At 65.2% G+C, this 13,761-nt stretch carries 13 protein-coding genes; 10 read left to right on the forward strand and 3 right to left on the reverse strand.

Annotated features, from left to right (window positions below):
* The first annotated feature begins 62 nt into the window (after positions 1–62).
* The 7 genes from ACLD7X_RS02865 to ACLD7X_RS02895 all read left to right on the forward strand — a co-directional run bounded on the left by ACLD7X_RS02865 (position 63) and on the right by ACLD7X_RS02895 (position 8,433).
* On the forward strand, positions 63–3,071 hold the full coding sequence (locus ACLD7X_RS02865; protein ID WP_412007330.1) for a phycobilisome rod-core linker polypeptide: 3,009 nt from the start codon (positions 63–65) through the stop codon (positions 3,069–3,071).
* Between the two features lie 567 nt (positions 3,072–3,638).
* Positions 3,639–4,124: a globin family protein gene (locus ACLD7X_RS02870; protein WP_006911806.1), complete on the forward strand. Its 486-nt coding sequence runs from the start codon at positions 3,639–3,641 to the stop codon at positions 4,122–4,124.
* 42 nt (positions 4,125–4,166) lie between these two features.
* A complete protein-coding gene (gene apcB, locus ACLD7X_RS02875) occupies positions 4,167–4,655 on the forward strand; it encodes an allophycocyanin subunit beta (RefSeq protein WP_006909433.1) in 489 nt (162 codons plus the stop codon).
* A 35-nt stretch (positions 4,656–4,690) separates the two neighbouring features.
* The gene (locus ACLD7X_RS02880; RefSeq protein ID WP_087068758.1) at positions 4,691–4,891 is read left to right on the forward strand and encodes a phycobilisome linker polypeptide; all 201 of its coding nucleotides are present in this window, start codon (positions 4,691–4,693) and stop codon (positions 4,889–4,891) included.
* A gap of 238 nt (positions 4,892–5,129) precedes the next feature.
* The gene (locus ACLD7X_RS02885; RefSeq protein WP_411421954.1) at positions 5,130–6,341 is read left to right on the forward strand and encodes an FtsW/RodA/SpoVE family cell cycle protein; all 1,212 of its coding nucleotides are present in this window, start codon (positions 5,130–5,132) and stop codon (positions 6,339–6,341) included.
* A 9-nt stretch (positions 6,342–6,350) separates the two neighbouring features.
* On the forward strand, positions 6,351–7,079 hold the full coding sequence (locus ACLD7X_RS02890; RefSeq protein ID WP_411421955.1) for a cytochrome c biogenesis CcdA family protein: 729 nt from the start codon (positions 6,351–6,353) through the stop codon (positions 7,077–7,079).
* 25 nt (positions 7,080–7,104) lie between these two features.
* On the forward strand, positions 7,105–8,433 hold the full coding sequence (locus ACLD7X_RS02895; RefSeq protein ID WP_411421956.1) for a cytochrome c biogenesis ResB family protein: 1,329 nt from the start codon (positions 7,105–7,107) through the stop codon (positions 8,431–8,433).
* Here ACLD7X_RS02895 and queF read toward each other — a convergent pair.
* Positions 8,421–8,906, reverse strand: coding sequence for a preQ(1) synthase (gene queF / locus ACLD7X_RS02900; RefSeq protein WP_411421957.1), 486 nt, complete (start codon positions 8,904–8,906; stop codon positions 8,421–8,423). The genes ACLD7X_RS02895 and queF overlap by 13 nt on opposite strands.
* 150 nt (positions 8,907–9,056) lie before the next feature.
* Here queF and ACLD7X_RS02905 point away from each other — a divergent pair, with 150 nt between their 5' ends.
* Positions 9,057–9,395, forward strand: coding sequence for a P-II family nitrogen regulator (locus tag ACLD7X_RS02905; RefSeq protein WP_411421958.1), 339 nt, complete (start codon positions 9,057–9,059; stop codon positions 9,393–9,395).
* 116 nt (positions 9,396–9,511) lie between these two features.
* On the opposite strand, the gene ACLD7X_RS02910 is transcribed toward ACLD7X_RS02905, so the two are convergent.
* Positions 9,512–10,366, reverse strand: coding sequence for a TlyA family RNA methyltransferase (locus ACLD7X_RS02910; RefSeq protein ID WP_411421959.1), 855 nt, complete (start codon positions 10,364–10,366; stop codon positions 9,512–9,514).
* A 129-nt stretch (positions 10,367–10,495) separates the two neighbouring features.
* On the opposite strand from ACLD7X_RS02910, the gene ACLD7X_RS02915 reads away from it, so the two are divergent.
* Positions 10,496–10,762 (forward strand): hypothetical protein, encoded by a 267-nt coding sequence (locus ACLD7X_RS02915; RefSeq protein ID WP_411421960.1) that lies wholly within the window; start codon positions 10,496–10,498, stop codon positions 10,760–10,762.
* A 91-nt stretch (positions 10,763–10,853) separates the two neighbouring features.
* Positions 10,854–12,149 (forward strand): adenylosuccinate lyase, encoded by a 1,296-nt coding sequence (purB, locus tag ACLD7X_RS02920; protein ID WP_411421961.1) that lies wholly within the window; start codon positions 10,854–10,856, stop codon positions 12,147–12,149.
* A gap of 222 nt (positions 12,150–12,371) precedes the next feature.
* On the opposite strand, the gene ACLD7X_RS02925 is transcribed toward purB, so the two are convergent.
* Positions 12,372–13,508 (reverse strand): polysaccharide biosynthesis/export family protein, encoded by a 1,137-nt coding sequence (locus tag ACLD7X_RS02925; RefSeq protein ID WP_411421962.1) that lies wholly within the window; start codon positions 13,506–13,508, stop codon positions 12,372–12,374.
* Positions 13,509–13,761: the final 253 nt, after the last annotated feature.

The following is a 13,761-nucleotide window of genomic DNA, read 5'->3' on the forward strand; positions in this document are numbered from 1 at the left end:
ATGCCACCCCGGTGGCCCTCGGGGCGAGCCGTAAGTTGGCCCAGCCCGGTTCGCTCTCGTCAATGACCGTGACCGCCAGCAGCGGCAGCACCAGGGTTGCTCCCCAGCGCTACGACACCCTGCCGCTGTCCAGCGTCCGTCAGGCGGAGCAGGAGGATCGTTTCCCCGACGGGAGCGAACTCAGCAACCTGATCAACTTTTTTCAGAGTGGCCAGCGTCGCGTGGAGGCGGCACGGCGCATCTCGGACAATGCGGAATTCATTGTGGCCAAAGCGGCCAACCGGATCTTCTCCGGGGGCACGCCGCTGTCCTATCTGGACGCCCCGCTGAGCCCGCCGCCCAGCGACGATGCGACTCCCCTGGCAGCTGATCAGGCTGCCTTCCGGCGTTCCGTCGAGACCTACGCAGGGGCGACATCCACGCGAGGGAACGTCCTGACCCGCCTGCTGGAGGGTGCGGGGGGTGACGCCGACGTTCGGGTGGTGCTCCCGACGGGCTTCGCCCCGATCTCCGTCGGGGTGTACGGCACGGCCCGGATGAAGAAGTCGATCCGGGATCTGGCCTGGTTCCTGCGCTACGTCGGCTACGCGCTGGTGGCGGGTGACCCCAGCATCCTCGCCGTCAACACCCGCGGACTGCGGGATGTGCTGGAGAAGGCCTGTTCCCTGGCGGCCACCAACGTGGCACTTCAGGAGATGCGCGCTGCAGCGGCAGGGCTCTTCAAGGGGGAGAGCGAAACCCGTCAGCTGGTGATCCAGTACTTCAACGTGCTGATTGCCGAGCTCGCCGTCCCCACCCCCTCGGCCCGTCAGCGGCTGGGCAGCCCGGTGAACCAGGGTCTCCAGTTGCCGGCCACCTATGCGCTGGCCGCCCGGGGCAAGGCGCTGCGCTTCGTGATGAAGCCGGCCATGAGCGGCGCCCAGAAGGCTCAGGTGGTGCGGGCCGCCTACCGGCAAGTGTTCGAACGCGACATCGTCAAGGGTTACAGCCAGGAGGTCTGCCCAGTCGAAGCCACCCAGGTGCGGCAGGGGCAGATCTCGATGCGCGAGTTCATTCGCGCCCTTGGTCGCAGCAAGGAGTACCAGAAGCAGTTCTACGGCCGCTTCTCCAACAGTCGCGCCGTGGAGCTGGCCTTCCGCCACTTCCTGGGCCGAGGCATCAGTTCCCGCGAGGAATTCACGTTCTATTTCGACATCGTCAGTGACCAGGGACTGCCAGGTCTGGTCGACTGTCTGGTGAACTCCATGGAGTACGCCCGCAACTTCGGAGAGGAAACCGTTCCCTACCTGCGCGATCTCGGCGAGGAGGCCCAGGAGAGCGCGGGTTGGGGCTCGAACCGCAAACTGTTCCGCTTCAGTGCCCCCTTCGAGGGAGCACCGCAGTACGTCACCCTGTATGCGGCCTACCGCCAACCCCTGCCCGATCAGCACCCCTACGGAGGCTCCAACGATCCTCTCGGGCTGACCTACGGGGCCATCTTCCCATCGGCCACGGCGAAGGTCTCCACCCGTCCCGCTCCCTTCAGTTACGACACCCGCAGGATTCTGATCGGCAACGGGATGACCCAGCCCGGCCAGATGGACAGCGCGCAGTTCCGCAAGGCGTCGCCAAGGCGCGTCGGACCCAAGGTGGTCAGGCTTCAACAGATCGCCACCGGTGGCAGCTCAATCCCCCGGCGGGGAGGCCAACCCAGCATCCGCGGAACGGAATCCAGCACCCAGGCCGTCATCAATGCCGTGTACGTCCAGATCCTGGGCAACACCGGCTATGCGGGAGAACGCAACAAGGTCGAGGAGATCAAGCTGGAGAACGGCGACATCAGCCTGCGCGAATTCATCCGCCAGGTGGCCCGCTCCGAGGCCTTCCGACGGCGCTACTGGAGTGGTCTCTACATCACCAAGGCCATCGAGGTGATGCATCGCAGGATCCTGGGCCGGCCAACCTTCGGTCGCTGGGAGATTGACGCCTATTTCGACACCGCTGCACGTCAGGGGTTCTACGGCGTGGTCGATGCCCTCATCAACAGCCGTGAGTACAACGAGAGCTTCGGTGAGGACACCGTCCCCTATGAACGCTTCATCACGCCCGCCGACCGCACCGCCCGCAAGGTTCCCGCACTCAACCGTCCCTTCAACGCGGCGGCCTACCCGGACCTGAACCGCGTCAAGCGCCCCGAGGTGATGCCACCCCAGAGTCTGCGCACGGTTGGGGACATCACCCCCCGGAACCTTCCCGACCGTCCAACGGTGGTACGCGGCGGCTGGAGCGCCAAGATCGCCGGTGGAGAGACCCTCGCGGCTCCAGCGACCACCCTCGAGAATCCGAGCATTCGACGCAGCCCTGAGCCGACCCGGCGTTGGCGACCAGCCGGGGTGAGCCCCTTCTGGAGCACCCCTGGGGGCACTGGATTTGCGGCTTCTCGGCCTTCTCCCACCGCGCCGGTCATCGGCGTCTGGTCGAAAGCCGTCAGCACCAACCTGGCAACGGTGACAGCCACCGAGCCCGGTGCTGCCATGGCCAAAGCCCTGCGGCCCGGCCAACCCCAGGGATTTGCCCGCCGCCAGAGCATCGGCCGAGCGGTGCGGGTCGGACGCACCGCCAATGAAGCTCAGGTTCAGGAAGCCATCGAAGCGGCCTACAAGCAATTGCTCAACCGCGTGCCCTTTGCGGCCGAACGGCTTGGCGATACCGAGTCCCAGTTCCGCAACACCCAGTTGAATGCGGCTGAATTCGTGGCTCAGCTTGCTGGAAGTGAGCTGTTCCAGCAGCGGCTCAACCGCATGGCGCCGCTTCGGGCCGCTTCGGCGGCCTACCTCGCCCTGCTTGGACGGGCTGCCCAACCCCAGGAGGTGAGCCAGTTCCTGAGCACCCGGTCGTCCCAGGGCCAGCAAGCAGCCATTCGTCAGCTTCTGGACAGCATGGAATACGCCGAGGCCTTCGGCCAGGACACCATTCCTTACCTCCGCGGACTGGCGACAGCCAAGGGAATCCCCCTGGTCACCGTGAACCGCACCGCTTCCCTGTACAGCGGCAATGCCGGCCTCACCCCATCTCCCCGTTCCGCCATCTGAATCCCAGCAACGGGCCGACCACCGGCCCGAAGCTCCCACCAAGGCCAATGCCCGCGCCGCCAGCCCGTTGGATGACGGGCCCCGACTTCGACACAGAAACTCCAACAAGCGCTGAAGCCCAGACGTTGAATTCGAAGATCTTCACAGGTATTGAATTCAATGAATTCCTGATCCTCTGACGACCTTCTTCATCTCTTGGCCGGGAGCCGGTCAAGTTCATCACTCCTCAGCGCCCTGTGGCCTACCGCCAGGGCGCTTTTCTTTTGCGGAATGAGAGAAACACTTTTCCAGGGGAAATCCCATGCAAGGGCAAACGGAGATTGAGCAATCACCCCTCGGCGGCAGTGAACAATTGCGACCTGGGGTCATTGTCTGCAACATCCGCCAAAACCCTTGCGCCCCAAGGGGTCTCCGGAAGCATCAAGCCGTGAAGAACTGTTACCGCAGGCCAGGGCGCCGCAGGGGCTTGGCGCAGAATGATTCGGCGATCGGCGCGAGTCGATCACTCCCTTACCCACCGGATACCGGTCTCCGTCAAGGCGGCCGCTTGTTTCGAGGCAGAACTGCATGAGCATCGTCTCCAACTCGATCATCAACGCGGACGCCGAAGCCCGCTATCTCAGCCCTGGCGAACTCGACCAGATCAAATCTTTCGTGGCCGCCGGCCAGCGCCGTGTGCGCGTGGCCCAGGTGCTCAGCGAGAGCCGCGAGCGCATCGTCAAGACCGCCGGCGGCGCGCTGTTCCAGAGGCGCCCTGACGTCATTTCCCCTGGCGGCAACGCCTATGGCGAGGAGATGACAGCCTCCTGCCTTCGGGACATGGATTACTACCTCCGCCTGGTCACCTATGGCGTGGTCGCCGGTGATGTCACCCCCATCGAGGAGATCGGAATCATCGGGGCCAAGGAAATGTATCGCTCCCTTGGTACACCGCTGGATGCGATGGCTGAAGCCATTCGCGAGATGAAGAATGTGGCCACGGGCATGCTCACGGGTGCCGATGCCGAAGAGGCAGGCTTCTACTTCGACTACGTCATTGGCGCCCTCTCCTGAGGCTGCACCACCCATTCCTTCCAACGCCCTTCAGCAGGATTCATGCAAGACGCCATCACCAACGTCATCAACCAGGCCGACGTGCAGGGTCTGTACCTGGACGGTTCCGCCATGGGCCGTCTGGAGCAGTACTTCGCCAGCGGTGAGCTGCGCGTCCGTGCCGCTGCCACCATCAGCGCTAATGCATCCGCCATCATCAAGGAGGCGGTCGCCAAGTCGCTGCTCTACTCGGACATCACCCGTCCCGGCGGCAACATGTACACCTGCCGTCGCTATGCGGCTTGCATTCGGGATCTCGACTACTACCTGCGCTACGCCACCTACGCCATGCTGGCGGGTGACACCTCCATCCTCGATGAGCGTGTGCTGAACGGGCTCAAGGAGACCTACAACTCCCTGGGTGTGCCGATCGGTGCCACCGTGCAATCGATTCAGGCCATGAAGGAGGTCACCGCTTCCTTGGTCGGCCCTGATGCCGGCCGAGAGATGGCTGTTTATTTCGACTATATCTGCTCGGGTCTGGGCAACTGATCCAGAGCTTCTGGAAACCCCTGCGGATTTCTTCCATGCGCCTGTTCAAAATCACAGCCTGCATTCCATGTCCTGAGAAGTCCCGAACCCAGCGGGAACTCCAGAACACCTACTTCACCAAGTGGGTGCCCTATGAGAGCTGGTTCGCTGAGCAGCAGCGAATCATGAAGCAGGGGGGGAAGATCCTCAAAGTGGAATTGGCCACGGGAAGGCGTCAGGTCAACGTCGGCAACTGAAGCCCTCTGCTTCCTTTTAGGACCCCGTCTTCACGTTCCACCGCCCGGCTTCATGCCGGGCTTTTTTCGTGCCGCCGCGCCTCAGCGTTCCCGCAGGTCCCCCTCAGCCTGCCAAGCCCGAACGCCGGCACCGGGCGACTTCGCCCGATGCCCTCCATACAGACTCGACAAGCAGGGGGCCGGCACGGCTCAATGGGGGGTCGATCAACGTCTTCCTCACCAGTCGGTCCCCCCTCCCTTGAGCCGCACCGTCGCCCTGCAGGGCCGTCCCAACGCCAGGCCCCATCCGTCGCCCGCTCGATTCCCGGCCCTGCTGCCCTGGCCCTGGAGCCAGTGGCCCGCAGAAGCCCGGCTGCTCCTGGTACTGGTGGCCATCTGGAGCGTGGTGGGGCTGCTGGTGCTGACCTCTGCCAGCTGGTGGGTGGCCGAACGCGAAATGGGGGATGGCGCGTTCTATCTCAAGCGGCAGCTGATCTGGATGGCAGCCAGCTGGGGACTGCTGGTCACAGCCATGCGCACCAGCATCCGCCGGTGGCTGCACCTGGCCCCGCTCGCCCTGATGGCGGGCACCCTGATGGTGGCCGCCACCCTGATCATCGGCAGCACGGTCAATGGGGCCAGCCGTTGGCTCGTGCTCGGGCCGATTCAGCTGCAGCCATCCGAGTTGGTCAAGCCCTTCGTGGTGCTTCAGGGCGCGGCCCTCTTCGCCCACTGGCGCCGCATCGGCATGGATCAGAAACTGCTCTGGCTGGGGATCTTCGGAGCCCTGATCCTGCTGATCCTCAAGCAGCCCAACCTGAGCACGGCCGCCCTGACGGGGCTGCTCCTCTGGCTGATGGCCATGGCCGGGGGAGTGGCGATGCCCCTGCTGCTCGGCGCCGCCGGAGCCGGGAGCCTGCTCGGGGGGGCCAGCATCATGATCAACGAGTACCAGCGGCTTCGGGTGATCTCGTTCCTCGATCCCTGGAGGGATGCCCAGGGGGACGGGTATCAGCTCGTCCAGAGCCTGATGGCCATCGGGTCGGGAGGTCTGCTGGGTGAAGGCTTCGGGCTCTCCACCCAGAAACTCCAGTACCTGCCGATCCAGACCACCGACTTCATCTTCGCGGTCTACGCCGAGGAGTTCGGATATGTGGGCTCCGTCGTTCTGCTGCTGTTCCTGCTGCTGTTTGGCTTCGTGGGACTGCGGGTCGCGCTGGGCTGTCGCAGCAACCAGCAGCGGCTGGTGGCGATCGGATCCACCACGCTGCTGGTCGGACAATCGATCCTGAACATTGCCGTGGCGAGTGGGGCCATGCCCACCACAGGCCTGCCCCTGCCGATGATCAGTTACGGCGGCAACTCCCTGATGGCCAGCCTGCTTGTCTGTGGCCTGCTGATTCGCTGCTCGCTCGAGTCCAGTGGTCTCACCCCCCAGCCACGGCGCCGCCGTCCTCTGCCGGCCCGATAGGCTGGTCGCATGATCAGCATCGGGGCCGAGCTGGCCGGGTTGGCCCGCAGCAGTGAAAGCCTGCTGCAGCAGTCCCTGGCCCATCCCACACCCACCACGGTTCTTGTGGTGTTCACCGGGGGCCTGCTGACCAGTCTTGGACCCTGCTCCCTCTCCCTCCTGCCCGTCACCATGGCCTACCTGGCCGGGTTCGGGGGGAAGAGCACCGTTGCCACCCCTTGGTTGCGCAGCCTGAGTTTCACGGCAGGCATCGTGTCCGCCCTGGTGCTGCTGGGACTGCTCAGCGGATTGCTGGGACGCATCTACGGCCAGGTCCCCGGGCTGGTACCGACGGTCGTGGCCGTGCTCGCGCTGGTCATGGGCTTCAACCTGCTGGGCATCCTGCCCCTCGCCCTGCCCAGCGGCCCCGACCCCGAACGCTGGCGCCGCCGGGTTCCCGCCCCCCTCGGCCCGCTGGCGGCCGGGCTGGCCTTTGGCCTGGCCGCCACACCCTGCACCACGCCGGTGCTGGCGGTCCTGCTGGGCTGGATGGCCCAGACCGGCGAGCCCTGGGTCGGCATGCTTCTGCTCACATGCTTCGGGGCTGGCCAGGTGGTTCCCCTGATACTGGCGGGCACGGCGGCCGCCAGCCTGCCCCGACTGCTGAGCCTGAGGCGCATCGGTCAGTGGGTGCCACCGCTCAGCGGTGCTGTGCTCATCACCACCGGCGTGCTCACCCTGGTGGCCAATTGGTCGTGAGGTCGCGGTGGCCCAGGAAGGAGCCATGACCGTGCTGAACCGGCTGGCGGGCTGGATCTCCGATCTGCGCCTGGCCATCGCCCTGCTGCTGGTGATCGCCGTCGCCAGCGGCGTCGGCACGGTCATTCCCCAGAAGGAGCCCGAAGGCCTCTACCACCAGCTCTACGACGCTGAACCCTGGCTTGGGCTGCTCCAGGGGGACGGGATTCTGGCGCTGCAGCTGGATCACATCTATTCCAGTGACTGGTTCCTGGCGCTGCTCGCCTGGCTGGCCCTCTCCCTGCTGCTCTGCAGCTGGCGACGCCAGTGGCCGGCCCTGCGCGCCGCCCTGAACTGGATCGATTACCGATCTCCGCGCCAGCTGAGCAAGCTGAGCGTCGCCGAGACCCGCCTCTGCGGTGAAACTGCCGAGGGTCTGGATCTGGACCGGCTGGCGCGCATCCTGCAATCCGAGGGATGGCAGGTCCAGTGCCGGCCCTCCCGGCTGGCGGCCCGCAAAGGTGTGCTGGGGCGGGTGGGGCCCCTGCTGGTGCATGCCGGCCTGGTGGTGCTGATGCTGGGGGCCGCCTGGGGGGTCCTGGGGGGCCACCGGGCGGAACAGTTCCTGGCGCCGGGCCGATCCCTGGAGCTGCTCGACAGCCGTGGACAGCACCAGCTGACCCTGGCGCTGGAGGCCTTCACGGTGGAGCGCGACCCGGCCGGACGTCCCGAACAGTTCACCTCTGCGCTGAGGCTGCTGGAGGGGGGGCCCAGCAGCGAGACGCTGCTGAAGCAGGCCAGCATCAGCGTCAACCACCCCCTGCGTTTTCGGGGCGTCACCTTCTATCAGGCCGACTGGGGGCTCGCTGCGATCACGGTTCAGCTGGGTGGCAGTCCGCTGCTGCAGCTGCCGCTCCAGAGCTTCCCCCAGCTGGGTGACCAGGTCTGGGGGCTGGTCCTCCCCACCCGGCCCGACGGCAGCGACCCGGTGCTGCTCAGCCTCAGCAGTGAGCAGGGCCCGGTGGACGTCTACGACGCCAAGGGAGCGAACCTCGGACAGATCGTGGTGGGTGGAGATCCTCTGGACATCCGCGGGCTGCCGGTCCGGGTCGCGAGCGTGCTCCCAGCCAGCGGCATTCTGCTGAAGCGCGATCCCGGTGTGCCCCTGGTGTACGGCGGATTCGCCGTCGCCCTGCTCGGCGGTGGACTCAGCCTGCTGGCCACGCGCCAGCTCTGGGCGATCACCGAAGGGGGACGACTCCACGTCGGTGGGTTGTGCAACCGCAACCTGACAGCCTTTGCCACCGAGCTGCCCAGACTGCTCGACGCGGCGCTCCAGTCAGGGGAGCAGGAGCCAGAGCCTCAACAGGGCTGACGGGTCCCATGGGTGGCGCGGATCACGGTGTGGACATTGCCGCGTGGGTTGAAATCGGCCTCCAGCTCCATCCAGACGGGATCACAGGCCGCCACGAAGTCATCCAGGATGCGGTTGGTCACCTCCTCATGGGAAACCGCGCGATCCCGGTAGCTGTTCACATAGAGCTTGATCGCCTTGAGCTCCATCACCCGTGGCCCTGGCTGGTAGAGCAACCGGAGCGTGGCGAAGTCGGGATAGCCGGAGAAGGGGCAGCAGCAGGTGAATTCCGGCAGGGTGATCGCCACTTCGTAGGTGCGCCCAGGCCGGGGGTTGTCGAAACAGATCAGGCGGGCTTCGGCAATGGCCCGCTCGCCATAGTGAGGTGTGCGGGTCTGCTCGGCAGTTTCCGCACGGCTGACGACCGCAGGGTCGGCGACGGTAGGTTCGGCCACGGAAATGTCAGCAGCCCCCGACGCGGCAGTCGCGCTCATGGGTGAGGTGATTCAAAGGGTGATCCTATGCAGACTGGGAGGCGTAACAACGGATACGACGGTGCCCGCTCAGCTCAGGCCTAATGGCCTTGTCCCTTCCTCCGGCAGGGATTTCCTGAGAGAATCCCCATCCAGCCCCCAGCTGCTTCCATGAAAAAAGTCGAGGCCATCATTCGTCCCTTCAAGCTTGAGGACGTCAAGATCGCCCTGGTGAATGCGGGTATCGTGGGCATGACCGTGAGCGAGGTGCGCGGTTTCGGCCGCCAGAAGGGCCAGGTGGAGCGCTACCGCGGCTCCGAGTTCACCGTGGAGTTCCTCCAGAAGCTGAAGCTCGAGATCGTTGTGGACGACGACAAAGTGGACACCGTGGTGACCGCCATCCAGGAGGCCGCCCGCACCGGCGAGATCGGCGACGGCAAGATCTTCGTCAGCACCATCGACGCCGTGATCCGCATCCGCACCGGCGATCGCGACAGCGGTGCGATCTGAACCCTCCTGACCCAGGTCCTTGCTGCCGCACCGTTTCAGCGACGCGGTTCAGCGACCCGTCTGAGCGACGCGGCATTGGACTGGCTCAACGGACCTCAGAGGGCTGTGACGCCTGCTCAGCTGGTGGCCAGGGTTCTGGTCACCAGCTTTTTGATGGCGTCCCGACGCTGGCCAGGGTCATCAGGCATCCCGTGCTCTCCCTCGCCTGTCGCACCGGCATGCAGCCAGAGCAGGTATTCGTGGTTCCCGGCAGGGCCGGTGATGGGGGAAGCCAGCAGCCCTGCTGGCGTGAGGCCCAGTCGCTCGGCCGCCGCCACCACACCCTCGATGGCATCGACGTGCGCCTGGGCATCTCGAACCACCCCCCCCTTGCCCACCCGCTCCCTGCCCACTTCGAACTGGGGCTTGACCAGCACCACCAGGTCCAGGTGCCTGCTGGGGGCAAGGGGTTGCAGCAATCGCAGCAGAGCCGGCAAGACGAGAGCCAGGGAAATGAACGAGACATCGGCAACGGCCAGATCCGGCCAGGGATCCCCATCCCCGTACAGCCCCTCCGGCGTCAGATGGCGCAGGTTGGTGCGCTCCCGGAGAACCACCCGTGGGTCACTCCGCAGGCTCCAGGCGGTCTGGCCATACCCCACGTCAACGCCGTAGACCCTGGCAGCACCATGCTGCAGCAGGCAATCGGTGAAACCTCCGGTGGAGATGCCCCCGTCGAGGCAGACCCGATCCAGCGTGGCAAGGGCAAACGCCTCAAGGGCGGCCGCCAGCTTTTCCCCCCCACGGGAGACAAAACGGGGAGGCTGGGCCACCTCCAGCAGCTGATCAGGGCGCACATCCACGCCTGGCTTGTCCAGAACCCGATCACCACTGCGCACCCTTCCGGCGCGGATGAGCTGCTGGGCCCGCTGGCGGGTGTCCACCAGCCCCCTGGCCACCAGTTCCAGATCCAGACGTTGCTTGCGTGCCACAGGGCTTGGACCAGGCCGTCCGTTGGGGTTCCCTGATCAAACCACAGCTGAAACCGAACAGATTCAGGGCATGGTCCGCTCGGCCCCAAACCGCCGCCGATGATGGCCGCCAGCCCAGTTGCGGCCGCCATGCCAGCCCCTCCAACCTTTGGCCAGCGCCCCCCCCGCTCCGCCGGCGCAGACCTGGCCAGCGGGGTCACCGCAGCCCACAGGACGGACAACCTGGTGGAACTGCTGCAACCGGGCAGCTTCGTCAAACTGCGCAACCAGCCGGCCGATCTTCCCCCGTTTCAGCTGATTCAGTGCAAGGGAGGGCGCTGCTGGGTCCGCCAGCAGGCCTGGGGGGCCCAGGTCCACTGGGAGGTGGCCCACCGACAGCTGACCGCAGCGGCCTGAACGCACCCTCAGCCCAGCCCCAGCGCTGCCCTGCAGACCCACCCATACATCCGACCCATACATTGGGAACGTCGTTGCCGCCCACCGGCCCTTGATCGAGCGTTACACACTGCCCGAGATGGGCGCCATCTGGAGCGAAGAGGCCAAGTTCCAGAGCTGGCTGGATGTGGAGATCGCCGCCACCGAAGCCAACTGCGAGCTGGGCCAGGTGCCCCAGGAGGCCCTCGCCACCATCAAGGAGAAGGCCCACTTCGAGGTGGAGCGGATTCTCGAGATCGAGGCCGAGGTGCGTCACGACGTGATCGCCTTTCTGACCAACGTGAACGAACACGTCGGCGATGCCGGACGGTACATCCACGTGGGCATGACCAGCTCCGACGTGCTGGACACCGGTCTGGCCCTGCAGATGAAGGCCTCGGTGCAGCTGCTGCGGGGCGAACTCGACCACCTCGTTGAGGCCTTGAAAACGCTCGCCAAGGCCCACAAAGACACCGTGATGATCGGCCGCTCCCATGCCATCCACGGCGAGCCGATCACCTTTGGCTTCAAGGTGGCCGGCTGGTTGGCCGAAGCCCTCCGCAATCAGGAGCGTCTGGAAAGGCTCGAGCAGGTGGTGGCTGTGGGACAGATCAGTGGGGCCATGGGGACGTACGCCAACACCGATCCCCGGGTGGAGGCGATGGCCTGCGCCAGGCTCGGCCTGGTGCCGGACACGGCCAGTACCCAGGTGATTGCCCGCGACCGGCACGCGGAGTACATCCAGACGCTCGCCCTGGTGGGCGCCGGGCTGGAGCGCTTCGCCACGGAAATCCGGAACCTGCAGCGCACCGATGTGCTGGAGGTGGAGGAGAATTTCGCCAAGGGGCAGAAGGGCAGCTCCGCCATGCCCCACAAGCGCAATCCGATCCGCAGCGAGCGCATCAGCGGGCTGGCGAGGGTGCTGCGGAGCTATGTCGTGGCCGCCCTGGAAAATTGTGCCCTCTGGCACGAACGCGACATCAGCCACAGCTCCGTGGAGCGCATGATGCTTCCGGATTGCTCCGCCACCCTGCACTTCATGCTGCGGGAGATGGCCGAGGTCGTTCGTGGCCTGGGGGTCTACCCCGAGAACATGGTGCGCAACCTCAACATCTATGGAGGTGTGGTCTTCAGTCAGCGCGTCCTGCTGGCACTCGTCGAGGCGGGCCTCAGCCGTGAGGCGGCGTACAGCGTGGTGCAACGCAACGCCCATGCCGCCTGGAACAACGATGGGGGCAACTTCCGACACAACCTGGAAGCGGATGCCGAGGTGACCAGCCGACTGAGCGCCGAACAACTGGCGGCATGTTTCTCAACCGACCTGCATCGGGCCAATCTGGATGTGATCTGGACCCGACTCGGGCTTTGATTGCCGCACGGGCGGGTTCACACGTGGTGGTGAGCCCGCCCGAGGATCCGTTGGGCCGGGTACGAATCTGTGGGGCCCAGCGCTGTTGGCGCTGGACCAGATGGACAGATCCAAGTGACTCGGGGGAGGCATCGACCAAGCCAAGACAGGGTCGATCCTCAACCCGGTCTTGTGCCCCAACATTGTCAGGGCATCTGGTCAGATGGCCTGATCAAAGATATCTCAACGCGTCAGGATGTTGTAGAGGGATGCTGCATTCAACAGCGGTCCAAGGGGGGCAACGGCCTGGCTCAACGTATCGTTGAAGCGGGTCCAGTTGTTGCGATAGACAACCACCACGTCCCCGTTGCGCAGGGGTGGGTTGGTTTCAGATCCCAGGGGGGCTGCAGGATCAAAAGGAACCTGACGGGACATCATCGTCCCGTCAGCCTCAAGCCGGAGCAGCCTGATATTCGACTCCTTGGCTCGCTGCGGATCAAGCCCACCAGCGGCCAGAACGGCATTGGCGAGAGCACTGTTGGACTTCACCTGCTTGACACCAGGATTGACCACTTCTCCAACCACGTTCACAGAGATGGCATCGGGAGCGAAATTCGAGGAAGCCGATGCGATCAAAGCCTCGCTGGTCTGAACACCCTCAACTTTTGAGACGCTAATCATATCCCCATCATAAATTAATGGATTTACCGCGGAACCCGCACCCATCAATACCCTAAGGTAATCAAATCGATACTCCTGCGGCGGTCCACCTGGAACGTCGCTCGGTCGCACCAACACGAGCTTGGAGAGATCGCCCAAGGCTGTAATGCCCCCAGCCTGCTGGATGGCATCCACCATGGTGGGCCACCCCGATGTGTTGACGGTTGTACCGACTGATCCGGGGCCGGAGGCTCGCACCGTAGCGGTGGTCGGTTGCTGGGTGAGGGTGTAAAAACCCGGGCGCTCGACCTGACCCACCAAGGAGATACGCACCGGTCGGGGCGCGATGAGGTCGATGTAGACCAGTGGGCGACGCAGAATACTCGCGTAGAGCTTGGTGATGCGCTGGTTCGCCTCATCCAACGTCAGCCCCCACACCTTGACCGACCCGATGCGGGGCAGATTGATGGTCCCATCACTGAGAACCTCCGTCTCGGCCTCGTACCCTTCAACCTTGAAGACCGATACCCTGACGCGATCCCCTGGACCGAGGCGGTAGCGGAACCCGCTGTTGCGCGGATCGCTCGAATACCGCCGCGCCAAACTTTCGGAGGCTGGCCTCACCGCGGCGGCTGGCCGAACCGTTGCGGCTGGCCGTGGGGAGGGCATCAGCGCAGGTGAAGAGGTCGATCCGGAGGGCTCGCTGCCCTCTTCGGTCATCGGGAAGGCCTGCGGCTGACGGCTCTGCTGGGCCTGGACCGGGTGAAGCCAGCCTGTCGCCAGGCCCTGACTCAGGATCAGGGCGCAAGCTCCGATCCTCAGCGTTGGGCCTCCTGGAGCCGATCGACGGAACGGGAGCTTGCGGGTCATGGGCAACAGAGACGGAACGAGGGCCCGAGAGGTCCTGCAGGAACAGGCCTCAAAGTGGCGCTCACTGTAAGGGGAGCCCATGGGCAAAGCCAGGTGGCAGTCC

It is taken from the genome of Aphanothece microscopica RSMan92 (assembly GCF_046613545.2).
GTDB lineage: Bacteria > Cyanobacteriota > Cyanobacteriia > PCC-6307 > Cyanobiaceae > NIES-981.

Coding starts and splice junctions, on each gene's coding strand:
- ACLD7X_RS02865 (WP_412007330.1), top strand. CDS start 63: ATGACCGTGACCGCCAGCAGCGGCAGCACCAGGGTTGCTCCCCAGCGC.
- ACLD7X_RS02870 (WP_006911806.1), top strand. CDS start 3,639: ATGAGCATCGTCTCCAACTCGATCATCAACGCGGACGCCGAAGCCCGC.
- apcB (WP_006909433.1), top strand. CDS start 4,167: ATGCAAGACGCCATCACCAACGTCATCAACCAGGCCGACGTGCAGGGT.
- ACLD7X_RS02880 (WP_087068758.1), top strand. CDS start 4,691: ATGCGCCTGTTCAAAATCACAGCCTGCATTCCATGTCCTGAGAAGTCC.
- ACLD7X_RS02890 (WP_411421955.1), top strand. CDS start 6,351: ATGATCAGCATCGGGGCCGAGCTGGCCGGGTTGGCCCGCAGCAGTGAA.
- ACLD7X_RS02895 (WP_411421956.1), top strand. CDS start 7,105: ATGACCGTGCTGAACCGGCTGGCGGGCTGGATCTCCGATCTGCGCCTG.
- queF (WP_411421957.1), bottom strand. CDS start 8,906: ATGAGCGCGACTGCCGCGTCGGGGGCTGCTGACATTTCCGTGGCCGAA.
- ACLD7X_RS02905 (WP_411421958.1), top strand. CDS start 9,057: ATGAAAAAAGTCGAGGCCATCATTCGTCCCTTCAAGCTTGAGGACGTC.
- ACLD7X_RS02915 (WP_411421960.1), top strand. CDS start 10,496: ATGCCAGCCCCTCCAACCTTTGGCCAGCGCCCCCCCCGCTCCGCCGGC.
- ACLD7X_RS02925 (WP_411421962.1), bottom strand. CDS start 13,508: ATGACCGAAGAGGGCAGCGAGCCCTCCGGATCGACCTCTTCACCTGCG.